Here is a 24,450-nt window from a genome sequence, read left to right as displayed (position 1 = left end):
CACTCCGGCCGTCGGGAGGCGGCGACCGCTGTCTGTCGACGACCGAGGAGGCACGGATGCAGCAGTCACTGGTCGGACCCAACGCACGCCCCACATCACCCGCGGGGTCGTCGAAGTCGTTGCAGGTCTGGATGGTCGACGATGACCCGAATGACCTGCTCTTCCTCGAGCTGGCCATCACCGACGCCGGGCTCGATGCCGAGGTGACCTACCTCGATGACGGCACCAAGCTGATCGACAAGCTGCACGCCGCCGACGCCGACCGCTTCCCGGCCATCGTCGTCCTCGACCTGATGATGCCCGGGATCAACGGCCACGAGGTCCTCGAACTGCTGCAGAACGACTCCGCCCTGTGGTCGCTGCCTGTCGTCGTCTTCTCGCACTCCAGCCGCCCGACCGACAAGGTCAAGGGCTTCGATCGTGGCGCTCGCTGGTTCCGGACCAAGCCGAGCGACTTCGACGAGATGGTCCGCTTCGCCGAGTCGCTGCCGTCGATGGCGCAGGCCGGCGCCGAGCAGGCCGGTCTCGTCAGCGACGACACGGCCGAAGCGCTCGGTCTCGACGAGGACACCGTCGCCCAACTCGAAACCGCACTCCGCACGGTCCGCTGGCACGGCACCGACGACCTGCTGGGGTAGTTCGCGACTAAACCAATCCGGGTGGAGCGGCGTTTGTCCACCCGATGACCGGAATCTCTGTCCAGCCTGAGCAGCACGTCGCGCTCGATCTCGATGCCTTCATCGAGGCCCACTACGCGCGCCTGCTCGGCCTGCTGACACTTAAGACCGGGAGCCGAGAAGAGGCCGAGGATCTCGCGCAAGAGGCGATGCTGAAGCTGGTCCGATCGTGGCCTGAGGTGTCGCAGATGGAGCATCCGTGGGGTTGGCTCGCGACCGTGGCGGTGAACTCGTCGACGAGTTCGTGGCGGCGCGTGTTTCGTGGCCGCGCTGTGGCTGCCCGCCTCGCTCGAGCGGACCACCACCTCGACGAGACCGGGACCGTCGAGATGCTTGCGGTGATCCGTGACCTTCCGCACCGCCAGCGCACCGCGCTGCTGCTTCGCCACTACGCACGGCTGAGCGTTCGTGACACGGCCATCGCCATGAACTGTGCCGAGGGCACGGTCAAGGCACTCGTTCACCAGGCGATCGCACGACTGCGATCCGAGCTGCAAGAGGAGATCGATGATGCAGATCGATGAACTGCTCGACCGCGTGACGCCGACGGTCAGCGAAACCCCGACCGCCAACGCCCTCCGGGCCCACATCGACCGCAGCGAGCGACGGCGGCGCGCCGCGTCGGTGGCAATGGTTGCCGTCATGGCGGTCGCAGTCGCTTCTGCCGGATGGCTGCTGGGCACCTCGGATGGCGACCAGGCGATCGAGACGTCCGTGCCCACGACGGCGCTTGCGCCGACGACGGCGCCCATCGCCGATTCCCCGACGACGGTTGCCGAATCGGCATCGCTCGCCACCGATCGGTGGTTCCTGGTACCGCCCGACACGATCGACCTCGCCACCGTGAGCGATCAGCACCTCGTGTGGAGCAATGCGCAGGGCGAGGACTGGGGACCGACGACCGCCGTCATGAAGCAGCCCGTCGCCAACGGTGCGGTCACGGTGTACTTCTTGGACTACGTGGGGGTCGAGATCACCGATGGACCCGAGGAGTTCACCGAGGTCTTCCGAGAGGTCGACGTCGATGGCGACGCGGTTCGTATCGGTTCCGACCCCGAGCGCGGCAGCGTGAAGGTGTTCCGTCAGTGGGGCGACGGGGTGGTGTGCGTGGTCGGCTGGGGTCTCAGCGAAGAGGAGGCCTTCGCTGTGGCCACCGATGCCCGAGTGGTCGACGGTGAGATCGTCATGAGTGGCGAACTACCCCAGGGCCTGTCGCATGCGACGTTTCCTGCGGCCCGACCGACCGATCACCGCACCGTGCTGGGTTGGTCGCTCGACGCGTCGACCGAGGTGCGGCTCACCATGGCGCCGGGACCGCTCGTCGCTGGTGCGCTCGAGACCTTGGGGTCCGATCGTCAGCATGTCGAGGTGCGCTCGACCGAGGGGGTCTACGTAGCGGCCACCCCCGACCGCGAGCCGGCGACGATGGTCTGGGCCGAGGACGGCTACTGGTTCTCGCTCGCCATGGAACGGGTCGGGGCGGACGTCGAGCTCGGCGATCTGACGAGCGTCGCCGAGTCGCTGGAGCGCATCGTCCAACCCGATCTGGTGAAACGACTGGGCGACCCGTTCATGTTCGATCAGGCGGGCACGGTCGAGCGATGGCTCGACAACAACGCCCTCGCTCCAGGATGGGATCCTCAGCCATTGATCGATGCCGTCCCCGGGGGTGAGTTCACCGTCGCCTTCTTCACGAGGCAGTTCGTGGCGTGTACCTGGGGAGCTGAGTGGCTCGACGCCGCTCGAGCCGGCGACGACGCTCGGCGCCAGCGAGCGATCGACGCGCTGTCCAGCGGAGCTCGCTGGTCGGTGGTGCAAGCCGAAGCCCGAGCCTACGAAGCCATCGGGGGCGGAGCGGCCGACGAGCGCCTCGAATGGCTTCGGCAGGAGTTCCAGGCCACGGTCGACCGCATGGCCGGGGCCACGACTCCCGCCGAGATCGAGGCGATCGGCGGCGAGGTCAGCTGCGCCTTCCAACACCCAAAGGGTTGACCCCGATCGGTCGTCCACCCGGCGCACGGTGCTGCGTCTGGATCGCCATACGTCCGCGGACGCGTGGCATCAGATTCTGATTGCGGAACACCTGTTCCTGGCGTGTCACACCCCCTGAGTACGCTGGTCGAGCGCAGCTCGACCGGGACGATTCGCCGGCGAGCAGGATCGAAAGAAGCGGGGACACCATGACCACCGGAACGTTGATGTCGTTGAAGGACCGGCTGCGAGACACTGCTGCGATCTGGGCCCGGAGCCAGTTCGAACTGGTCAACCTTGCGGCCGAATTCGCCGATTCGGGCGAGTGGCTCATCGACGGGGCGGCGAGCGCTGCAGCCTGGCTGTCGGCCGAGGCCGACATCGAGCCGTCGACGGCTCGCGAATGGATACGCATCGGACGTTGTCTGCGGTCCCTGCCCGCGTCCGCGGACGCGTTCGAGCAAGGTGAGCTCTCCTACTCAAAGATCCGAACACTCACCCGAGTCGCCACCGCTGCGAACGAAGTCGAGCTGGTCGAACTGGCGAAGACCGTCCCGGCATCGGATCTGGGTCGGGCAATCGCCGAATGGCTGCTACGACACGGCGAACCCGAAGCCATCGAGAAGTACCAACACCGCCGCCGCGGTGTCTCATGTCGAGTCGAACCCGACGGGATGATGGCCTTCACCCTTCGACTCCCGCCGCTCGAGGGCGGAACGTTCCGTGCGGCTTTGACAGCGAGGGTGATGCGATCAACGCCACGGAAGCACGACGGCGTGTGGCCGACACTGTCACAGCAATACGCCGACGCGTTCGTCGAGCTGCTCACCAGCGGCGCCGGCACTCCGTCCTACGAGATCGTGCTGCATGTGCGGGGCGATGGCTCCGCGATGGACGACGGCATCCCGATACCGGTGAGCGTGCTCGAACGCATTGCCCCCGAGGCGTTCCTTCGGGCGTTGATCCACGATGCCGACGGGAGGCCGATCAATGCGTCAGGCAAGCAGCGGTACCCGACCGAACGGCAGAAGCGGGTGGTGATCGAACGCGATCGGGCCTGTGTCGACTGTGGCAGCACCCAGCTTCTCACCTTCGACCATTGCCCCGAGTTCGCTGCCAGCCGCCGCACAATCGTCGACGAACTCCACACTCGGTGCGCCCCCTGCCACTGGTCCCGCCACCGCAACTGACGGGTGGGTCAGCTCAGGGCCTCGGTGATGGCGGTGGTCCACGCGGCCTCGAGGGAGCGGGAGCCGACGGGGCTGAGGTGGTGATCGTCGGCGTAGAGCCAGGTGCCGTCGGCGACGGGGGTACAGGTGTCGCCGCCACACAGCGCCCCGGTGGGATCGAACACGGTGACGAGATCCGATGCGGCGGCCACATCGGCCTCGGCCGAGACCACGGGGCCTCGCCGGTCCTGGACGGCGCCGAGCACCTCGATTTCGGGCGGCGTCGGCGAGCTGCGAAGGAGCGACAGCATCCGCCGAGGGTCGTTCTCGTACTCGGGGACCACGGCCATGAACAGCACCCGGCTGCCGTTGTCGGTGAAGGTGGAGGTCAGTTCCTCGAGGCCTCGGGACCACACGCCGAGGGCTTCGTCCTGTTCGGTGGCAGCGTCGCCGGCGCGGTGGGCGATGACCCGGCCGACGTCGTCGTCGGGGAACGACGGCAGGGTGTAGAGGGTCGAGCGGTTGGCGATGACAACCAGCTCGGGTGAGCGCTCGGAGATGGTGGCGATCGCTTCGTCCTGCCAGTCGGCGCAGTCGGGGAGCGTCGCAGGCACGCGTGTCTGGATGGGGCACGACGTTCGGTACCAGACGGCGACGTCGTAGCCGAGACCGTTGCCGGCGGCGATGACGCCGTCGGCCGCAGCGCCGGCGTGGGAATCGCCGACGAGGAAGATGGTGCCCTTGGCGTTGTCGACGGCGAAGGTGCAGCGGTCGGCATCCCAGCCGGTGCCGCCGTCGCGACAGCCCGCCTCGGCTGCGAGGCCTTCGGCGCCCCAGCCGTCGGGAACGACGAGCCCCCAGTTGCGGTCGGACCCTCGCTGGACGACGAGCCCGATCAGGATCGGGAGGATCGTGGCCGTGGCGAGGAGGCGAGGTGCACCCCACGAGGGCAGGGCGCGGCCTCGGCGGATCGGCTCCTCGATCAGGTCGTACGACAGGATTGCCGGCACCAGCGACAACACGGCGGCGATGGGAACGGCCATGGCGTTCGAGGGCCACAGCACGTCGGCGAAGACGATGAACGGCCAATGCCACAGATACCAGCTGTAGGACCGGTCGCCGATCCAGACCGCCGGGGCGGTGGCGAGCACCCGTTGGATGGGTCCTGTTGGGTCGACCGAGAGGATGAGGGCGACCGTGCCGACGACCGGTACCAGTGCCGTGGCGCCGGGGAAGATGGTGAGGGCGTCGAAGGTGAAGGACGCAAGACCGATCGCAACGAGGCCGAGGACCGAAGCGGCGGTGGCGAAGACGCCGCGTACGGCGAGGCGCTCGCCGGCAAGGGCGAGGAGCACGCCGGCGGTGAACTCCCAGAACCGGGTGGGGGTGCTGTAGAACGCCATGCGTTCGGGGGCACCGAGGACCCCGAGTCCATCGCCATTGCTGAGGACGATCGACAGCGCGAGCGAGATCACCGAGCCGATGACGAGGACGACGGCAAGGAGCGAGCGGGGGCCGAGGCGCTCCGATCGTCGAAACAACGATGTCTGTCCGAGCCACCACACGGCGGCGACGACGGCAGGGAGCACGAAATAGAACTGCTCCTCGACCGAGAGCGACCACAGATGCAACAGCGGGTTCGACTCTGCGTCGACCTCGAAGTAGCCACCGCCGGAGGTGGCCAGGTAGTAGTTCGATGAGAACAGCAGGGCGGCGATGCCCGTGCCGGCGGCGGCCGACTGCGGACCGAGCGGGCTGGACAACAACACCGCAGCGAGGAGGGTGAGGGCGATCGTGACCGACAGTGCCGGCAGGAGCCGGCGGACTCGCCGTCGGTAGAAGTTGGTGAGCGAGATCTGGCCGGTTCGTTCGGCTTCGGCGAAGAGCGAGCCGCCGATGACGAAGCCGGACACGACGAAGAACACGTCGACGCCAACGAAGCCCCCGGTCAGGGGCCCGCCCGCGTGATAGATGACGACCAAGAGCACAGCGAGTGCCCGGATGCCCTGGATGTCGAGTCTGAAGTGCGACGCCACGAGCGCTGCCTCCTCCCGCATCGACAGCCCCTCGTTTGTAGCACAGGTCGGCCGCGAAGCGTGAGCGAGGGAGGTAAGAGTCGCGCGCTCTGTGACCAATCACTCACCTCAGTGGCGGTCAGTTGACCATGCGCTCCTGACCCTCCCAGAACGGCTTGCGGAGCTCGGTCTTCAAGATCTTGCCCGATGGATTGCGAGGCAGCGCATCGATCCAGTCGACCGAGGTGGGGCACTTGTAGGAGGCCAGGTTTTCGCGAGCGAAGGCGATGACGTCGGCCTCGGTGAGGTCGGGATCGGATTTCGTGACCATGGCCTTCACGGTCTCGCCCCACTTCTCGCTCGGCACGCCGATGACGGCCACGTCGGCGATGCCGGGGTGCTTCATCAGGGCGTTCTCGATCTCGGCGGGATAGATGTTCTCGCCGCCCGACACGATCATGTCCTTGACCCGGTCGTGGATGAAGAGGAAGCCATCGCGTAGGTAGCCGGCGTCGCCGGTGCGGAACCAGCCGTCGATGATCGAGTTGCGGGTGGCTTCCTCGTTGCGCCAGTAGCCCTTCATCACCTGGGCCGATTTCACCCAGACCTCGCCGACCTCACCGTCGGGGACGTCTTCGAGCGACTCGGCGTCGACGATGCGGAGCTGGACGTCGCCCCACGGTTTGCCGGCCGAGCGGAGCAGGTGCGCCCGATCGCCGCCCGGGTCGTGGTCTTCCGGATCGAGTTGGACGACACCGCCGGTGGTCTCGGTGAGCCCGTAGGCCTGCATGAACTCGCAGCCGAACAAAGCGAGCGAACCGACGAGTACGGCCTCGGTGATGGGCGAGGCCCCGTAGACCACGGCTCGCATCGAGGAAAGGTCGGCGTCGCTGGCGCCGGGCACGCTCAGGATGAACTGGAGCACGGCGGGGACGATGAGGGCGTGGGTGATGCCGAACTTCGGGATGAGCTCGAGCATCTCCATCGGGTTGACCTCTTTGGTCATTACGGTGTGAGCGCCGTTCACCATGCCGGCCAGGGCCCAGCCGCTCCCGGCGATGTGGAACAGGGGCATGGCGACGAGGTTGACGGCGGTCGAGTCGAACTTCCAGTTCTCGCGACCGACGCTCATGGTGGCCATGAAGTTGTCGTTGGTGAGCTCGACCCCCTTCGGGAGGCCGGTGGTGCCCGAGGTGTAGAGCTGGTAGCAGGTGTCGCTGCCCAGGATCTCGACCTCGGGATCGATGGCGGGGAAGGACGCGACCCAGTCGGCGTACCCCTCGTGGCCGGAGTCGCCGGGATCGCCGAGGACGAGCACCTTCTTCACCGTGTCGAGCTGCATCTTGTCGAGGTGACCCAGGAAGTCGGGCCCGATGAACAACACCTCGGCGAGGGCGTTGTTGATGATGAACTCCATCTCGGGCGGAGCGAGCCGCCAGTTGACTGCGACCGAGACGGCGTTGAGTTTGGCTCCGCCGAAGAGGTGGGGGAAGTACTCGGGGGCGTTCTTGTCGAGGAAGGCGATGCGGCTCCCGGCGGCGACGCCGAGCGAGGCCAACCCCTGCGCCACGCGCTGGGATTCGGTCTCGATTTCGCCGAAGGTCCAGGTGCGGTCGCCCGCCGTCAGGGCGAGACGATCCGGGGCGGTGCGGCCCCAGTAGCGGCTGATGCCGGCGAGGTTGGTGATGTCACCGGGTTGAGGTTCGCGGACGTCGGTCATGTCGGTGCTCCGTGGGAACTGTGTCGTCAGTCACACTCACCCTAGCTCAGCGGTCGTGGAGCGCGAAGTGCTGGTAGTCGACCAGCGACGACCAGTCGCCGCCCCAGCCCCAGCCGATCGCAGCGAAGGCCTCGACTACTACATCGCCGCTGGTGATCTGGCCCGGAGCGCCAAGCTCTCGGGGCAGGTAGTGGCGAGCAAGCTCGGGCAGCAGCAGCTCGCCCCGCAGGTAGGGATTCAGGAACGGGTTGACGTCGATCGCCAGCCCGTACGCGTGCTCGGAGTAACGGGTTCCGCCGCGGACGGCGCGGCACACGAACGCCGTGGTGATGTTCCCGTCGCCGCTGTTCGGTCCGGCCACGTCTTCCTCGGTGATGATGCGCATCTCCTCGATCGGGTAGCGGGCGTCGAACAGCGTGCGGAAGACCTCGACGACATCGTCGGCGACGTCGGCGTTGACGATCATCTGCCCGGTGTGCGGACGCTCGTCGAAGCCCCAGAAACTCATGGTGAGCAGGCGAAGCTGGTCGGGCGGTACAGGGCATCCCTCCTCCCACGTGGACGATTCGAGCGCGCTCGCGTCAAGCGAGTCGATGACCGCTTCGAAGGGAGCATCGAGCGCAGGCGGGGGGAGCAGATCGATGGTGGCGAATCGACGATCGGTGAGTTCGTGCGGGGTGTCGAGACCGGTGGCGATCGAGCCATCGGGGAGGAGGAGATCGCGAGTGCCGAGCCACGCCGGCCGAGGCGGCAGTTCGATCGCGGTGGTCGTGGTCGTGGGCTCGGCCGTGGTCGGCGGCGCGGCAGCAGTGGTCACGGGCGACGTCGCATCGCTCGTGGCGAGTGTGGTGGTCGGCTCGGTCCGTTCGACGCCACCGGCGCTCGAACAGCCGGCCAGCAAGACCATGGCGAGGACGTATCGAGCCAGCCGGTTCGCCGCTCGGTGCGGCATCTGCTTCGATGTCGCCATGGCGAAGAACGTACTTGGTGGCGAACTCGAATCCTGTTCGCTCGATCCGTTGACCGGGTTCTATCGCGACGGCTGCTGCTCGACCGGGGCCAACGACACCGGCGTGCACATCGTGTGTGCTCGGGTCACCGAGGACTTCCTCGCCTTCTCGAAGGCGATGGGAAACGATCTGAGCACGCCGATGCCGATGTACGGCTTCGATGGCCTGGTGCCCGGCGATCAGTGGTGCCTGTGTGCCGACCGCTGGGTCGAGGCGTTCGATGCCGGCAAGGCGCCGCAGGTCGTGCTCGAAGCGACTCACGCCGCCATGCTCGAATGGGTTACGCTCGACACGCTCCGCCAGTACGAATACCGACCAGCGGCCTGACCGGGCGCCGAGCAGGCGATACTCGGACTCGATGATCGAGCCAACGTCCCCTGTCCCCGAGTCCAGCGAACCGCAGCGCACCCGCGACCCCGATCGGCTGCGGATCTCCGACGTCAGCTTCGTGGAGCTGATGGACCTGGACGAGCACGGACCCGACACCTATGTCGGCCTCGCCCCTCGCTACCCGTGGGGTCGTCTCTTCGGCGGTCAGGTCGTGGCGCAGGCGCTGCGAGCGGCGCAGCTGACGGTCGACGAGGACTACGCCGTCCACTCGCTGCACGCCTACTTCATCCAGGGCGGCACCCACCGCGAGCCGGTTCGGTTCGAGGTGAATCGGCTGCGCAACGGCACCTCGTTCTGGGTACGTCAGGTCGTCGCCCGTCAGTCGAGTGGCGCGATCCTCAACTTGTCGGCATCGTTCCAGCGGGCCGAAGACGCTGCCGACGTGCAGACCCAGTACCGGCCAGAAGGGCTGATCGGTCCCGACGACGCGGAGGAGCAGGGGTGGGGCCGAATGCTCGATCGTCGGGTGGCGGTGCGCGAGTTCGGCCACACCAGCCTGTGGCTCCGGCTCGCCCAAGAATTGCCCAACGATGCTCGTCTCCGGGCCTGTGCGCTGGCCTTTCTCTCGGACTCCGTCCCCACCGGTGCGGTCCGAGCCACCCACCCGGTGCAGGTGCCTCGTGAACAGACTCGGGAGCGCTTCGTCGGGGCGAGTCTCGACCATGCCGTCCACTTCCATCGCCCGGCCGATCCCACGCAATGGATGCTGGCCGACGTGGTATGTCACGGCCTCAGCGGCGCACGAGGGCTCTCGGTCGCGAACATGTTCGACTCCACCGGCGTCCAGGTCGCCAGTGTCGTGCAAGAGGTGCTCCTTCGGGAACGCCGGCAGGAGTCGAGCGCCGATGCAGGTTTTGGAGGAAAGTCGGTCTAGGCCGCCTTCGAAACCTCAAGTTGCAAAGGCCCCCGCCGATGTGAGGAGGGATCCACCGAAAGCGCGGGCCACATGGGATTTCGTCGAACAGTTGAAGAACAGCCACCTGCTCCGGTCGACGACGAGAACGTCGACGGGCTCACAGGCCTGCCCGACCGTTGGCAACTGGAGAACTGGGTGTCGAGCCAGCTGCAGCGCTCGCGCCGCACGGGCGATCGCTTCGGCTTGTTCCTGGTCTCGGTGTCGAACCTTGCCGAGATCAACGGTGGCTATGGCAGTGCCGTCGGTGATGACGTGCTCCAGGCCGTGGCGGAAGCCCTGAGCGCTGCCGTCGGTGCCCGCGGCCAGCTGGCTCGCTACCTGGGATCGGAATTCGCCGTGGTCTGGCCCGGGCTCTTCGGTGCCGAGGAGGCCCAACGCGTCGCGGCCGATCTGATCTCGTCGCTGCCCCATCAGGTCACCTTCGAGCGCTTCGTGGTCCCGGTGCGCGCTGCGGTGTCGGGTGTCATGAGCGACACCGATCTCAACGAACGACTGCTCCTGGTCGAGGCCGAGGCGGCGCTGGCCGAGGCACGCTCGACCGTCGGCAACAACATGGTGCTGCGTGACGACGCCTACGGCGTGCGACGCAAGCCCGAGGTGCTGGCCGTTCGACTCCAACGTGCGTTCGAGCACGACGAGTTCCAGCTCTACTACCAACCGGTGGTCTCACTCGCCGCCGGCACGGTCGTGGGCTTCGAGGCCATGCTGCGCTGGCTGTCGGCCGACGCCGGACCCACCGGCGCCGAACTGCTGGCACCCGGCATGTTCCTCGACGCGCTCCGGGCGTCGCCCATCGTGGTGCCGCTGCATGCCTGGGTCCTCCAGGAGTGCCTGACGACGGTTCGAGGCTGGAGCCGACTGATGGGAAGCCCGAGTCTGTTCGGCGCCACCAATCTCGATCCGAGCTTCATCCGCCATGATCGGTTCGCGAACGTCGTGATGAAGACGATCGAGGACCTCGACATCAAGCCGACTCAGGTGCTGCTCGACCTCAACGGCGCCACCGCCGGACCTCAGATCGGACTGCTGTGGCCGCGTCTGCAGCATCTGAAGGCGGCCGGTGTCGGCATCGCCCTCGAGGACTTCGGCATCGGCCACGGCTCACCGGATCTGCTGCGCCGCTGCCGCTTCGATGTGATCCGTCTGCCCCGCGTGCTCGTCGGGGGACTGGGACTGGCCGAGGAGGACCGGATCATCGTCACCGGTCTCATCCGTCTGGCCCATGATCTCGGCTGCTATGTGATCGCGGAGGGTGTCGAGAACGACATCCAGGCTCGGATCTTGCGCGAGGCTGGCTGTGACCTCGCCCAGGGCTTCATCTTCGGACGCCCGCAGGCCGCCGACGACATCACTCGTGATCTCGACGAGGTCCGCAAACGGGCCAAGCAGGCGGTCGCTCTGGCGGCGGGCGAGAAGCCCGAAGCGACCAACAAGCGCCCGAACGCCTAGGTGCCCGAACCGCCGCTCAGGCGTCGGTCAGTGACAGCGCCTCGAGCGCAGAGGCCGCCACACCGGCGCCGTCGAGACCGAGTGACGCCAGGATCTGGTCGGCGTTGCCGTGCGGGATGTAGACGTCGGGCACACCGAGCACCTCGACCGTGGTCGATCCGCGCAGCTCGTCGGCGATGGACGCACCGATGCCGCCGTCGCGCAGACCGTCTTCGATGGTGACGACGAGTCGATGGCCGGCGGCGTCTTCGAGCATCGCTGGATCGAGCGGCTTGACCACTCGCGGGTCCCAGACGGTGACCGAGACGCCCTCTCGAGCGAGGAGGTCGGCGGCCTGTTGCGCGGCGGCAAGCATCTTGCCGACCCCGATCAAGCAGACGTCGGTGCCGGCCCGTTCGCGCCGAGCGTTGAGACCCCGACCGACCTGATCTTCCGACACCGACGGAGCGGCCGTCTTGGGCCAGCGCAGGGCGACGGGTCCGCCGTCGAGTTGGTAGGCGTCGGCCATCATCTGCTGCAGCTCCTGGTAGGAGGAGGGAGCGAAGATGGTCATGTTCGGCACCTTCGACAACAGCACGAGGTCGAGGACGCCGTGATGTGACGGCCCGTCGTCGCCGGTGATCCCGGCCCGATCGAGGCAGAAGATCACCGGTTGGCCATGCAAGCCGACGTCGAGATTCACCTGGTCGAAAGCACGGGTCAAGAAGGTGGCGTACACGGCGAAGACGGGGCGGAGCCCGCCCATGGCCATGCCGGCGGCGGCGGTGACGGCGTGCTGCTCGGCGATGCCGACATCGAAGGCCCGATCCGGGAAGCGTTCGATGAACGGCAGGAGCCCGGTGGAGTCGGGCATCGCTGCAGTGATGGCGACGAGCTCGGCGTGTTCCTCACCCAGCTTCACGAGCGACTCGGTGAAGGCCGAGGTGTAACTCTCGGGCTTGGGGCCGCCGAGGTCGTGCATGTTCTTGATCGTGTCGTTCTCGGCCGGTGCGTACCCTCGCCCCTTCTGCGTGAGCACGTGGACGACGACCGGTCCCTCGAACTCGGCGGCGTTCACCAACGCGGTTTCGAGTTCCTGGATGTCGTGGCCGTCGAACGGGCCCATGTAGCGGGCGCCGAGGTGCTCGAAGAAGGTCTTGGGTTCGAAGGCCTCGCGGATCGCGGCCTTCGAAACGTTGATCCCGAGCTCGCTGAGCTTGCCGATGTAGGGCGCCTTGGCGGCGACCCGCTCGAGCCGATGCTGGCGCCGCATGTAGACCGGGTTGGAGCGGATCTTGACCAGGCTCTCCGACAGCAGGGAGATGGTGGGGGCGTAGCTGCGACCGTTGTCGTTCAACACGATCGTGACGTTGCGACCCGAGTGTCCGAGGTTGTTGAGACCCTCGAACGCCATACCACCGGTCATCGATCCGTCGCCGAGCACGGCGACCACTCGACGGTTCTCGCCCCGGGTCTCGAAGGCGGTGGCCAGACCGTGGGCGTAGCTCAGCACGGTGGACGCGTGGCTGTTCTCGATCCAGTCGTGCTCGGACTCTTCGCGGCTCGGATACCCCGACATGCCGCCGGCCTGACGCAGATGGTCGAAGCCGGCCTGGCGCCCGGTGAGCATCTTGTGGACGTAGGTCTGATGACCGGTGTCCCACAAGATGACGTCTCGCGGCGAGTCGAGGACGCGGTGCAGCGCGAGCGTGAGTTCGACGTCGCCGAGGTTGGAGCCGAGGTGCCCGCTACCGGCCTTGGTGACCTTCTCGACGATGAATTCGCGGATCTCGTTGCACAGCTGGTCGAGCTGGCCGGCATCGAGTCGACGCAGGTCAGCAGGTCCGTGCAGGGTCGAGAGCAACTCCATGGCGAACTACGGTAGCCGACCCGTCGCGAAGTCGACCTGCCGGGATTGTGGATCTGTTGAAGGTTGTGTGGATCTGCTCAGCGAGATCGTGGCGACGATGCGATCGCGCTCACGTGCACTTGCTCATGAAGTGCTCGACGTCGACGATGACCCGCACCACCTTGCCGGCGGCGACCAGGCCGCGACCGTCTCGGGCCGAGGTGGTGAAGAAGAGCTTGCGGCCCACCACCTTCTCGAGCGTGGCCTCGGCGGTGATGGTCTCACCGACCGGACTCGGCGCCACGTGGTCGAGCATGACCTGGACGCCGACCGAAGTCATACCCTCACCCAGCTCACTGGCCACGGCATCCGAGGCCGCTTGCTCGCAGATCGCCAACACCCGGGGTGTGCCGAGTACCGGCACCGTTCCCGAGCCCAGGGCGATGGCGGTGTCGTCGTCGGTGACCGAGACGATCACGGTGGCCGAGAGGCCGGTCTGCAATGGCATCACTCCACCGTAATGGGAACCGAACCCGGTGGGTACCCCGATCGGTAGGTGCCGTTGCTCGGCCGGCGTGCCCGATCGGGAGGCTCGAACCGGGTGCCGGTAGTCTGGGAACGTGACTGCGACGCCAACTGCCCCACCCGAAGCCGAGGCCGGCGAGCCTCTCCTCCTCGAACCCGAACTCATCGAACGGGTGCTCGGCACCGCCCGGGGCGAGGGAGCCGACTTCGCCGAAGTGTTCGTCGAAGACGTACGTGCCGAGGGCATCACCTTCGACGACGGCAAGGTCGAGAATCTCGCCAGCAGTCGCGACCTGGGTGCCGGCATCAGGGTGCTGGCTGGCTCGAAGACCGGCTTCGCCCACACGTCCGACCTGAGCGAAGCCGGGCTCGTCGCTGCCGCTCGCGCCGCCGCGGCCTCGGCCCGCATCGAGCCGGTCGAGGGGGGAGCCGTCGTGCCCGTCACGCTGCGCCGGGTCGACGCGGCACCGATCGCCGTGCGACCCGAGAACGTCGACACCGATGCCAAGGTGGTGCTGCTGCGCAAGGCCGATGCGGCAGCGAGGGCCCACGACGACGCCATCACCCAGGTGAGCGTCAGCTATGCAGGCAGCCGCCGTCGCATCCTGGTCGCCAACTCCGATGGCCTCCTGACCACCGACGACCAGACCCGCACTCGCTTTGCCGTCAACTGCGTCGCCACCGGCGACACCGGGCTGCAGACGGGCACCGAGTCCGTCGGCAACACCGTCGGCTTCGAACTGTTCGACACCGTCGATGTCGAGGCCGCCGCTCGCGCCGCCGGCCAGCGGGCCACCACCAAGCTCGAGGCCGTGCCGGCACCGTCAGGAACGCACACGGTGGTGATCGGACCCGGCTCCGGTGGCGTGCTGTTCCACGAGGCCTGTGGCCACGGGCTCGAAGCCGATCTGGTGGCCAAGGGAGCCTCGGTCTTCGCCGGTCGGATCGGCCAGCAGGTGGCCTCGCCGCTCGTCACGCTGATCGACGACGGCACGATGCCGGGTGAGTGGGGGAACGTCGCGATCGACGACGAGGGCCAACCCGCGGCTCGCAACGTCCTGATCGAGAAGGGGATCCTCGTCGACTACATGTGGGATGCCCAGCGGGCCAAGGCGAAGGGCCGGGCGAGTTCGGGCAACGGTCGCCGCCAGAGCTACCGCCACCTGCCGATGGTGCGGATGACCAACACCTATCTCGAAGGTGGCGACATGACGCCCGACGAGATCATCGCCGGGGTCGACTACGGCGTCTACGTCGCCCGGCTGGGCGGTGGACAGGTCGATACCGGATCGGGCGACTTCGTGTTCGGCATGACCGAGGCCTATCTGATCGAGAACGGCGAGATCACCTCACCACTTCGTGAGGGGCAGCTGATCGGCAACGGTCCGAAGGTGCTGCAGCTGATCGACGCCGTGGGGAACGACTTCGACATGGGCAGTCCAGGCACGTGTGGCAAGGACGGCCAAGGCGTCCCCGTCGGCGACGGCGTGCCGACCCTGCGGGTCACCGAGCTCACCATCGGCGGCACGTCCGCATGACCGCTCCCGACACCTCGCCCGAGGCGCTCCTCGGATTGGCCCGCGAACTGGTCGACCGGGCCAAGGGCAACGAGCAGGTCGAGGTCGTGCTCAGCCATTCCACCAGCACGACCATCCGGGCCTACGAACAAGACGTCGAATCGTTCACCACCGCCACGGCGAGCGCCATCGGTATTCGGGTCATCGAAGACGGTCGCGCCGGGTTCGCATCGGCCGGCACCCACGATCGTCTCGTCATCGACGAACTGCTCGACCAAGCTCGCACGAACGCTCGCTTCGCCGAACCCGACGAGTTCGTTGCCCTCGCCCAACCCGACGGTGTCGAGGCCACCGAGTTCGAGCGATTCAGCGAAGCGCTCGCATCGGTCAGCGCCGAGGAGAAGATCGCGCTCGCGCTCGAGGTCGAACGCCGGGTCAAGGCTGCCGACACCCGTATCACCGGCGTTCGCACGGCGGCGTACGGCGACAACACCGTGTCGTTCGCCCTCGCCTCCAGCACCGGCCTCGGCTACGGCGAGCGCGCCACCAGCGCCAGCGTGAGTGTCCATGCCCTTGCGGCCGACGGCGATCGCACCATGAGCGGCGGTGGGGGCGACGCAGCCGCCGACCCATCCGGACTCGACCTCGACGGGGTGGTCGAACGAGCGGTTCGCCAGGCCGTCGACCTGATCGGTTCGACCAAGCCCAAGAGCGTTCCGGTGCAGTTGGTGCTCGACCAGCGCATCGCCGCATCCCTCTACGGCATCATCGCCGGGATGCTGACCGGCGACCGGATCGTGAAGGGGCGATCGCCATTCGTCCATCGGCTGGGTGAAGCCATCGCCTCGCCACTGCTGTCGATCGCCGATACCCCGCTCGACCGCGAGTCGCTCGCCGCCACCAGCTACGACGGCGAGGGTCTCGCTTGCCGCAATCTGCCGCTGATCACCGACGGTGTGCTCGAGAACTTCCTCTTCGACGACCTCAACGCCCGCAAGTACGGCACCACCTCGACCGCCTCGGCCCAGCGAAGCACCCGCGGCCTACCGAGCCCCGGCGTGCACGTGCTGTCGGTGCCGGCAGGCGACGGTGGCGACCTCGAGCAGCTCATTGCCGGCGTCGATCAGGGGGTGCTGGTCTTCGGGCTCGCCGGCTTCCACTCGGGCGTCAACCCGGTGTCGGGCGATCTCTCACTCGGTGTCGATGGCCGCATGATCCGCAACGGTCAGGTCGCCGAGCCGATCAGCGAGGCCACCGTCGGCTCCACCTTGCAGCGGATGATGCTCGGGATCACCGCCGTCGGATCCGACCGGCTTCACCTGCCGGGTGGTGCGGTCTGCCCGAGTCTGGTGGTGGGCGATGTGATGCTGTCGGGGGCGAGCGGGTGAACGAGGCGGCGATCCGCCGTCATCCCCACCTCGCCGAGCCTCGACCGCCGGGAACGGTGCGCGTCGACATGCACTCGCACACGATGTGGTCGGGCGACTGCACCACGACCCCCGACGAATTGATCGCAGCGATCGAGGCGTCGGGCATCGATGTGCTGTGCATCACCGATCACAACACCGTCGCCGGAGCGAAGCGCCTCGCCGACGAGTTGCCGTGCCGGGTCGTGGTCGGCGAGGAGCTTCGGATCGGGCAGGGCGAGCTGATCGGGTTGTTCCTGGCCGAAGCCATTCCTCCGGGGCTGAGCGTGTGCGACACGGCCCGAGCCATCCGTGACCAGGGCGGCATCGTCTATGTTCCGCATCCGTTCGATCCGATGCGCAACGCGCTGATGCCTGCGCAGATCGACGAGCTGGCCGATGCTGGGCTGATCGACGCGTTCGAGGTTCGCAACGCGAAGACCAGCCTGGAATCGCTCAACCGTCGGGCGGCCGACTACGCCCGAGCGCACGGATTGGCGGCCGGGGCGGGGAGCGATGCCCATGTCCCCGATGCCCTCGGGGCGGCCTATGTCGAGGTGGCCGATTTCGTCGACGCCGCAGGGTTTCTGGCTGGCCTCGCAACTGGGCGGATCGTCGGCCATCACAGCGATCCGGCGCGGCCCTGGACACCGCGCATCGTCCCGTCGGTCCCCGACGAGCGCTGATCGCGGCGCGACGGCGTGCCGCGATTGCCTGACCAGGGGAGAACGGTGCTCATAAGTCGGCGCTCGATGCCGACTGGAGCGAGGTGCCGAGTGCAAACGCGCCATCGGTGGGCCTCGCCACCGATCAAGGATCGATCGACCATCGCGTGACGATGGCCTTGATCGATGGCGTCTGGGGACGTCTCCAGGCTCGGCTCGAACGCGGGTTGACCCGTATCGACCGTGTGGTTTCGGCCCTGTTCGACCGACCGCTCGAGCCCAGTGAAGTGGCCGAAGCGGTGGCACTCGGCGAACTCGTTGCCGCCAAGCTCGGTCTGCTCGGTCTGGGTTCGGCGGCCGAACTGCTGCGCAAGGCCAACGCCATGCTCGAGCAGGATGAGCTGGGCATCTCGCACGCCATCGGTCTGTCCAGTCTCCTGGACGATGCCCGGATGGCCATCGCAAACAGCGTGGCCGAGCTCAAGTTGCTGAGCCGGACCGGCGAACCGCTCGCCGTCGTCGGTGCCGTCACCGAGACGACCGACGAGCTGATCTGGGTCGCTGCGGCGCAGGGAATGCCGGTGTCGCAGCACGTCGACGGGGTGATCGGGGCCGACCGTGATGTTGCGGGTGTGATCGTGGTGCTCGACGACGAGAACACGGCCCGGTCCAAGCCGCTGCTGCGCAGCATTCGGGAGAGCCACCCGATGCAGCCGATGGTGCTGCTGGCCCCCGGCGTCGACCTCGACGGTCGGGCCGCCGTAGCCGATCTCGTTTCGCTGGTGCTGCCGCGAGACACCCATCCGATCGAAGTGATCACCGAGGTCCGCAAGGAGATCACCCGGAGTCGTCAGCCTCGCTCCGTCAGCGTGTTCGGCACGAATGCCCAGCTCCTCACCGAGCCCCTGTGGCGGCGCGGTCTGGCGGCTCGAATCGAGACCCGTATCGACGACCTCGTCGCTCGGCTGATCAACGGCGACGCCCGCGCCGTGGTGCTCATGCCCGATACCGGGGCGCTGACGCCGGACCAGATCGTGCGGTTGATCCGCACCGATCGCCGGACCCGCTCGTCGGTAGTCGTCATGATCAGCGAAGCGACCGACGCCGCCCGGGTACAGAACGCCCTCCGGGATGGGGTCGACGACGTCTTCGGCCCGGAGGTCGACGCCGACGATCTCGCCGTTGCCCTGAAGTCGCGCCTCCAACGCCGGGCCGAACTCGAGCCGGTCGTCGATCCGAGCGAGCATCGCGGCACCGTGCCGTGGGCAACGGCGACCATGATGATCGAGCGCATGCTGCTGGTCGGGTTCCGCCGCAGCACGCCGGTGGGTTTGGGCGTCATCCGGCTGCACAACCCCAATGTCGCCACTGCCGCGACCGCTGCCCTTGGCGGGCCCGGCTCGGCGCAGACACTGCGTGGCCACGACGCAGCGGCCGATGAACTCGACGAGGCGATCGCCCGGGAGTTCCGAGGCGAGGACGTGATCTCACGTCTCGACGGCGATCACCTGATCATTGCCCTCCAGGGAGTGTCTCGACGGACCTTGATGGGGCGGCTCGGCGACCTCCAGCACAAGTATCAACTGGCGGAGCGGCACTGCCGGGCGATCGGTCTCGAGTTCCCCATTGACGGGCGCTCACTCGGTGAGCTGATCGAGGAGGCCCGTCGATCGTTGGATCGGATCGCTGACGAGGGTGGGCCGTGGCTCGCCGGAGCGGACTGGCGACCCTGGGCGGCGGAAGCGCCCGACGTGATGCTCGTCGATCCCGATCGTCATCTCGGCGTCGTGGTCGGCGAGGCGCTCGGACGGCGAGGCATCAAGGTCGTGCACGAGCCCGATGCCTTGATCGCACTCGACGACCTCGCCGGTCGCGGCGGCAAGCCCCTGCCGCGGATCGTGCTCATGGAACTGGATCAGCGGGGTATCGACGGGATGGCCTTCCTGCGTCAGCTCCGAGACGCCGGCACCCTCCACCGCACCAAGGTGGTGGTGCTGTCCGGCCGCGCCCACGAGTCCGATCTCCGCATGGCCTTCGAACTCGGGGCCGACGACTTCGTCGGCAAGCCCTTCTCGACGCCGTTGCTCGTCCATCGTCTGTCGCGGGTGCTGGAACAGTGAGCAGGTTCGACCTCTTCGTCGCGGCGTGGGCTCTCGTCGGAGGGCTCGTCGTGCTCTATCTGGTGACGGGTTTCGTCAGCGACGTGACGACCAAGTTCCTCGAGCGGCGCCGTGAACGAGTGCTGCAGGTCATCGGCGTCGTACTGTTCGAGCACGATCGTGATGCCGAAGCCGTGCACGAGGACGTGGCCGATCTGCCTCGACGGATGTTGCTACGGGTGTTGCAGAACCTGGCCGTCGATCTCGACGGTGTGGCGCAGCAGCGGGTTCGTCAGCTCGTCCGCACCACCGGACTCGAACGGTTCATCCGTCGGCGCTCTCGCGCTCGCCGCTGGCGGCTGCGGGTGCAAGCGGCACAGCTCCACCACCTCGTTTCCGATCCCGACTTCGACCGGCGTCGCCTGCTCGAAGACCGTCACCCCTTGGTGCGGGCCCGAGCGGCAGAAGCGCTGACACCCGAGCAGGCCGCCGGTCATCTCGACTCGCTGATGCCGATGCTCGCCGCCGATGACACCGTGGTGCGGATGGCAGCCCAGCAGGCCGTGCTCGCGGCCGGTGGTGCATCGGTGCCTCGCCTCATCGAGCAGTTGGCGCAGGGCAAGGTCGACGCAAACGCGGCGCTCGCCGTCATCGCCAACCTTCCTGATCCTCGATTCATCCCGCTCCTCGAGGAGTATGCATCTTCGGACGACGACCGCACCAGGACCCTCATCGCCAAGGCGCTCGGCAACGGCGGCAGCTCCTCGGTGCCGCAGCTACTCACCATGCTGGAGGACGCCGACGAGACGGTTCGAGCCACGGCCATCGACTCACTCGCCCGTCTCGACGCCATGGCGTCGGTCAACGCGATCGGGGCCTGTCTGGCCGACCGCTCGTTCATGGTCCGCCGGGCTGCCGGCGAAGCACTGGACCGGCTGGGCGCCGCCGGGCGACTGGTGCTGCGTCGCCATCTCGAACACCACGACCGCTTCGCCGCCGACATGGCCCGTCAGGTGCTCGACAGCGCCAGCGCCAGGCTCGGCGTCAGCCTCCTACCGGCCAGCGACGAGGTGCTGATCGATCTCGATGAACCCGATGCCTATGCCGCAGTGGAGGTGGCCAAGCCGGTCGATCTCACGGTGTATCGGCCCGACCAGATCCGTGCGACCGTTCACGCCGAGGCCAACCGGGCCCTCGGTCAGGTCAGCGACGAGGCCGGGAGTGGCCCGCTGACGCACGCCGAGATGACCAATGCGATGTTCTTCGCCATCACCGCCGCCGATGTGATCGAGGCGCTGCTCGCGCCGGTCGAGCCCGCCTCATGACCGCGCACCTCGGGCACAGCGACGCTCCGCTGACCGTTGCCACCGTGAGCGGTGAGCTGAACAACATGTGGTCGTCGATCGTCGACTTCTTCACGGTTGCCAACCTCTTCGATCGCGTCGCCGACATCGCCGCCGGATGGGTCATCGTGGTCACGCTGCTCCAGCTGACGATGGTCGTGGCGGCGGTCGTGGAGTTGCGACGGCTCCGTCAGCGTGACCGTCACCAGATGTGGCGCCGGGTGATGACTTCGCCGCTCGCGCCACGAGTGTCGGTGCTGGTACCCGCCTACAACGAGGAGATCACGGTCACCGACACGGTGCAGGGCCTGCTCGCGCTGTCGTATCCTAACCTCGAGATCGTCGTCATCAACGACGGCTCGCCCGACCGCACGATCGATGTACTGGTCGAGGCGTTCGACCTCCGCCCGATTCACCCCATCTACCACCGGGTGATCCCGCACGCCGATGTGAAGACGATCTATCGATCGAGCCGGGAACCTCGGCTCGTGCTCGTCGACAAGTTCAACGGTGGCAAGGCCGACTCGCTCAACGCCGGGGTGAACGTCGCCACGGGTGACCTCGTCTGCGCGATCGACGCCGACACGCTGGTTGCGCCCGACGCGCTCCAACAGCTCGTCGCTCCGTTCATCATCCGCGAGGGAACGGTCGCGGTCGGTGGCAGTGTCCGGCTCACCAACGACTCGCCGGTCCATGGTGCCCGCATCACCAAACTCGTCGTGCCCAAGAAGCCACTGCCGGCGCTGCAGGCCGTGGAGTACATGCGGGCGTTCATCGTCGGGCGACTGGGTTGGAACCCCCTCGGTGGCAACCTGATCATCTCGGGCGCCTTCGGTGTGTTCGACCGTCAGGCGGTGCTGGCAGCGGGAGGCTACGAGAAGTCCTCGATCGGTGAGGACATGGAACTGATCGTCCGTTTGCGGCGGGTGGGCTACGAGAATCGGGAGTACGCCCGAGTCGAGTTCCTGCCCGACCCGGTGGCGTGGACCGAGGCACCCGAGTCGATGAAGGTGCTCGCCCGCCAGCGCAACCGGTGGGAGCGAGGCCTCATGGACGTGTTGTTGCGGCACCGGCGCATGATCCTGAACTACCGATACGGCACCGCGGGAATGCTGTCGATGCCGTTCTTCTTCATCGTCGAGTTCCTCTCACCGATCGTCGAGGCCATGGCCCTGTTGCTCCTGCTCGCCGGTCTGCTCGCCGGTCTGGTGGACCCGGGCTCGCTCTGGGTACTCGGTGCGGCGTACGGGTTCGGCACGGCGGTCACGGTGCTGACGTTGTGGTTCGACGACCTCGCCTTCCACTCCTACCCGAAGACCCGCTTCCGGCTGAAGCTGGCGGCCTATGCCGCCATCGAACAGATCATCTACCGGCAGCTCACGATCGCCTGGCGCATGTGGGGGATCCGTCTGTTCCTGATGGGTCGGACCGAGTGGGGCCAACAGGTGCGCAAGGGCTTCAGCACCACGCCCTGATCGGCGAACGAAGCAGGGGTCTCGGATCGTCGGCTAGGAGCCGAACGGTGTGACGACGAGTTCGATGCTGCCCACGGCGGCCGTTTCGACGATGGCGACCGCCCGGTCGACGTCGACGGCGAGCGTGATGCCGCTGTCGCCCACCGCGACGACTCGGCCCCGCCCGAGCGCCTGAGTGTCGATCAGCTGACGGTCACCGACGCTCGGTCCGGGGCGAAGGCCGATGATCTCCACGATGTCGCCGGTGTCGAGCGGCGGGGGAGCCAGTGGCACGGGCACGGTGACGGCGCGTTCGTCGGCTGTGAACGGATCGTTCGACCCGAAGATCTGCTCCGAGGTGATCGGCGCCCCCGTCGACACTGGAGCCCGGACCACCGCTTCGGTGAGCGCATCGACGGTGGGAAAGTGCGTGGCGATGGCGACGGGCCACTGTTCCCAACGCACGTCGTCGGGGCCGATCGTCCGACCGGGAACCAGATCTCGAGTGGCGATCGCCACGCTGCGCCTCGGGCCGAGCCCTGCGACCACTGCCCGGCTCTGGGTGACCGAACGAGCGGAGACGACGACGATGACACCGATCACGACGAACAGCCAGAACCGACGGCGATCGACTCGATCGAGCGAGATGAGCAAGCGGTCTCGGCGGCCGAGTGGCTCGGCCGCCGGGCGCGTCAGAGCTCGCTGCTGCGACGCTGCTCGATGCGTGGGTACGGACATGGGACTTCCTCGACGACATCGCCCGCGTTGGGCTCGAGAGTGTGTGGGGGAAGTCCCGGAAGCCCGGGAAACGATCGAGGTGGTCGGGGCGACCAGGCGAGGCGAGGCGACCCGGGAGTCTCAGTCGGTCGTGGTGGACGACGACGTACTGCTGCTCGAGGTCGTGCTGGTCGACGACGAGCTGGATGACTCCGAACTCGAAGAGGACGAGCTGCTCGATGACGAGTCGGGCGTGGTGGGGGGCGGCAACTGCTTGGAGTTGCTGCGGGTGTCGTTCTTGTAGAACCCCTCACCCTTGAACGCGATGCCGACGGGGTGGAAGACCTTCTTCACCGTGTGCTCGTGGTCGTCGCCGGGGATCGTCGTGAGGGTGTCGTCCTTGATCGACTGCTCGACGTCGAAGCGTTCCTGGCAGATGGTGCACTTGTATTCGTAAATTGGCATGAATCGAAAAGTTGGTCTCAGAAGCCGTGTCGGACTGCCGATGGTTTCCGCAGTCGGCGTACCAGGGTATCGGCAATGGCCAGACCCTCGGTCGCTAGGGTCGAGTCGTGTGTGATGGCCGGCCCGCATGGCCGTCACCAACCCCATTCCAAGGAGTTCTCCATTGTCTTCAGAAGTCAGGTCTTCCGAGGTCAGGTCTTCCGAGGCCAGTTCGATCACCCGTAAGCCCGTCCGCAAGGCGGTCATCCCCGCTGCCGGACTCGGGACCCGGTTCCTGCCGTTCTCGAAGGCGGTACCCAAGGAGATGCTGCCGGTCGTCGACCGACCCGTGATCCAGTACGTGATCGAGGAGGCCATCGATGCCGGCTGTGACGACATCCTGATCATCACCTCTCGCCACAAGAAGGTCCTCGAGGATCACTTCGACCGCCACCCCGAACTCGAGTCGGCGCTGGAGTCCAAGGGCAAGACCGCCGAGGCCGAGCAGGTGCGAGCGCTGTCGGATCTCGCGAACATCCACTTCATCCGCCAGGGCGAAGCGCTCGGTCTCGGCCACGCCATCGGCATGGCGAAGGATCACGTCGGCGACGAACCGTTCGTGGTGCTCCTCGGCGACGACATCATGCGGCTCGAAGCGGGTGTGCTCCCCGGCATGATCCGGGCCTACGAACAGCACGGCGTCTCCGCGGTGGGTCTCATGGAGGTCGCGCCCGAGGACATCTCGAACTACGGCTGCGCTGCGGTCGAGCCGACCGAGAACGACCTGGTGAAGGTGACCTCGCTCGTCGAGAAGCCACCGGCCGCCGAGGCGCCGTCGAACCTCGCCATCATGGGCCGCTACCTGTTCACTCCGGCGATCTTCGACGAGATCGCCCGCACCAAGCCCGGTGTCGGCGGCGAGATCCAGATCACCGACGCCATGGTGCGACTCCTCGACACCGAGGGCATCTACGGGTTCACCTTTGCCGAAGGTCGCTACGACACCGGCAAGAAGGAGGACTACCTGCGCTGCGTCGTCGAGATGGCGCTCGAGCGTGACGACCTCGGTGGAGCGATGCGAGAGATCATCGCCAACGTGGCCAAACGAGAGCACCTCATCTGAGCTGCTGAAGCG

The 24,450-nt window shown here is 67.2% G+C and carries 21 protein-coding genes; 14 read left to right on the top strand and 7 right to left on the bottom strand.

The window, feature by feature from the left end; genetic code table 11:
• Positions 1-56: 56 nt before the first annotated feature.
• The 4 genes from R2733_02915 to R2733_02900 all read left to right on the top strand — a co-directional run bounded on the left by R2733_02915 (position 57) and on the right by R2733_02900 (position 3,838).
• The gene (locus tag R2733_02915; GenBank protein ID MEZ5375433.1) at positions 57-638 is read left to right on the top strand and encodes a response regulator; all 582 of its coding nucleotides are present in this window, start codon (positions 57-59) and stop codon (positions 636-638) included.
• A gap of 44 nt (positions 639-682) precedes the next feature.
• Positions 683-1,201, top strand: coding sequence for a sigma-70 family RNA polymerase sigma factor (locus R2733_02910; GenBank protein MEZ5375432.1), 519 nt, complete (start codon positions 683-685; stop codon positions 1,199-1,201).
• The gene (locus tag R2733_02905) at positions 1,185-2,669 is read left to right on the top strand and encodes a hypothetical protein (GenBank protein MEZ5375431.1); all 1,485 of its coding nucleotides are present in this window, start codon (positions 1,185-1,187) and stop codon (positions 2,667-2,669) included. The genes R2733_02910 and R2733_02905 overlap by 17 nt, the downstream gene beginning before the upstream one ends.
• Positions 2,670-2,857: 188 nt before the next feature.
• Positions 2,858-3,838: a DUF222 domain-containing protein gene (locus tag R2733_02900; GenBank protein MEZ5375430.1), complete on the top strand. Its 981-nt coding sequence runs from the start codon at positions 2,858-2,860 to the stop codon at positions 3,836-3,838.
• An 8-nt stretch (positions 3,839-3,846) separates the two neighbouring features.
• Here the strand turns inward: R2733_02900 and R2733_02895 are convergent, their stop codons facing one another.
• The 3 genes from R2733_02895 to R2733_02885 form a co-directional block, all read right to left on the bottom strand.
• Positions 3,847-5,874 (bottom strand): acyltransferase family protein, encoded by a 2,028-nt coding sequence (locus R2733_02895; GenBank protein MEZ5375429.1) that lies wholly within the window; start codon positions 5,872-5,874, stop codon positions 3,847-3,849.
• A 97-nt stretch (positions 5,875-5,971) separates the two neighbouring features.
• On the bottom strand, positions 5,972-7,552 hold the full coding sequence (locus tag R2733_02890) for a long-chain-fatty-acid--CoA ligase (protein MEZ5375428.1): 1,581 nt from the start codon (positions 7,550-7,552) through the stop codon (positions 5,972-5,974).
• 46 nt (positions 7,553-7,598) lie between these two features.
• Positions 7,599-8,522, bottom strand: coding sequence for a M15 family metallopeptidase (locus R2733_02885; protein ID MEZ5375427.1), 924 nt, complete (start codon positions 8,520-8,522; stop codon positions 7,599-7,601).
• On the opposite strand from R2733_02885, the gene R2733_02880 reads away from it, so the two are divergent.
• The 3 genes from R2733_02880 to R2733_02870 all read left to right on the top strand — a co-directional run bounded on the left by R2733_02880 (position 8,521) and on the right by R2733_02870 (position 11,317).
• Complete coding sequence (locus R2733_02880; protein ID MEZ5375426.1) at positions 8,521-8,889, top strand: DUF2237 domain-containing protein; 369 nt, start codon at positions 8,521-8,523, stop codon at positions 8,887-8,889. The two genes, R2733_02885 and R2733_02880, sit on opposite strands and share 2 nt — an antisense overlap.
• 31 nt (positions 8,890-8,920) lie before the next feature.
• A complete protein-coding gene (locus tag R2733_02875; protein ID MEZ5375425.1) occupies positions 8,921-9,826 on the top strand; it encodes a thioesterase family protein in 906 nt (301 codons plus the stop codon).
• Positions 9,827-9,898: 72 nt separating this feature from the next.
• Entirely contained in the window at positions 9,899-11,317 is a 1,419-nt protein-coding gene (locus R2733_02870; protein MEZ5375424.1) for a bifunctional diguanylate cyclase/phosphodiesterase, read from the top strand.
• A gap of 16 nt (positions 11,318-11,333) precedes the next feature.
• Here R2733_02870 and dxs read toward each other — a convergent pair whose 3' ends face one another.
• Positions 11,334-13,166, bottom strand: a complete 1,833-nt coding sequence (gene dxs / locus R2733_02865) for a 1-deoxy-D-xylulose-5-phosphate synthase (GenBank protein MEZ5375423.1) — start codon at positions 13,164-13,166, stop codon at positions 11,334-11,336.
• Between the two features lie 109 nt (positions 13,167-13,275).
• Positions 13,276-13,653, bottom strand: coding sequence for a hotdog domain-containing protein (locus R2733_02860; protein ID MEZ5375422.1), 378 nt, complete (start codon positions 13,651-13,653; stop codon positions 13,276-13,278).
• Positions 13,654-13,765: 112 nt separating this feature from the next.
• Here R2733_02860 and R2733_02855 point away from each other — a divergent pair, with 112 nt between their 5' ends.
• From R2733_02855 to R2733_02830, 6 genes are all read left to right on the top strand, one after another.
• Complete coding sequence (locus tag R2733_02855) at positions 13,766-15,208, top strand: TldD/PmbA family protein (protein MEZ5375421.1); 1,443 nt, start codon at positions 13,766-13,768, stop codon at positions 15,206-15,208.
• The gene (locus R2733_02850; GenBank protein MEZ5375420.1) at positions 15,205-16,575 is read left to right on the top strand and encodes a TldD/PmbA family protein; all 1,371 of its coding nucleotides are present in this window, start codon (positions 15,205-15,207) and stop codon (positions 16,573-16,575) included. Before R2733_02855 ends, R2733_02850 begins: the two co-directional genes overlap by 4 nt.
• Positions 16,576-16,643: 68 nt before the next feature.
• Positions 16,644-17,279, top strand: coding sequence for a PHP-associated domain-containing protein (locus tag R2733_02845; protein MEZ5375419.1), 636 nt, complete (start codon positions 16,644-16,646; stop codon positions 17,277-17,279).
• Between the two features lie 152 nt (positions 17,280-17,431).
• Positions 17,432-19,378 (top strand): response regulator, encoded by a 1,947-nt coding sequence (locus tag R2733_02840; GenBank protein ID MEZ5375418.1) that lies wholly within the window; start codon positions 17,432-17,434, stop codon positions 19,376-19,378.
• The gene (locus R2733_02835; protein MEZ5375417.1) at positions 19,375-20,682 is read left to right on the top strand and encodes a HEAT repeat domain-containing protein; all 1,308 of its coding nucleotides are present in this window, start codon (positions 19,375-19,377) and stop codon (positions 20,680-20,682) included. The genes R2733_02840 and R2733_02835 overlap by 4 nt, the downstream gene beginning before the upstream one ends.
• Positions 20,679-22,175 (top strand): glycosyltransferase family 2 protein, encoded by a 1,497-nt coding sequence (locus tag R2733_02830; GenBank protein ID MEZ5375416.1) that lies wholly within the window; start codon positions 20,679-20,681, stop codon positions 22,173-22,175. The genes R2733_02835 and R2733_02830 overlap by 4 nt, the downstream gene beginning before the upstream one ends.
• Positions 22,176-22,208: 33 nt before the next feature.
• Here the strand turns inward: R2733_02830 and R2733_02825 are convergent, their stop codons facing one another.
• Both R2733_02825 and R2733_02820 read right to left on the bottom strand, forming a co-directional pair.
• On the bottom strand, positions 22,209-22,892 hold the full coding sequence (locus R2733_02825; GenBank protein MEZ5375415.1) for an SAF domain-containing protein: 684 nt from the start codon (positions 22,890-22,892) through the stop codon (positions 22,209-22,211).
• A 120-nt stretch (positions 22,893-23,012) separates the two neighbouring features.
• Positions 23,013-23,336, bottom strand: coding sequence for an FmdB family zinc ribbon protein (locus R2733_02820; protein MEZ5375414.1), 324 nt, complete (start codon positions 23,334-23,336; stop codon positions 23,013-23,015).
• A gap of 163 nt (positions 23,337-23,499) precedes the next feature.
• Here R2733_02820 and galU point away from each other — a divergent pair, with 163 nt between their 5' ends.
• Positions 23,500-24,438: a UTP--glucose-1-phosphate uridylyltransferase GalU gene (gene galU, locus R2733_02815; GenBank protein MEZ5375413.1), complete on the top strand. Its 939-nt coding sequence runs from the start codon at positions 23,500-23,502 to the stop codon at positions 24,436-24,438.
• Positions 24,439-24,450 lie beyond the last annotated feature (12 nt).

This window comes from Acidimicrobiales bacterium (assembly GCA_041394265.1).
Lineage (GTDB): Bacteria > Actinomycetota > Acidimicrobiia > Acidimicrobiales > SZUA-35 > JBBQUN01.
Note: the sequence above shows the minus strand (reverse complement) of the source record. Positions and strands in the feature narration are given on the sequence as shown.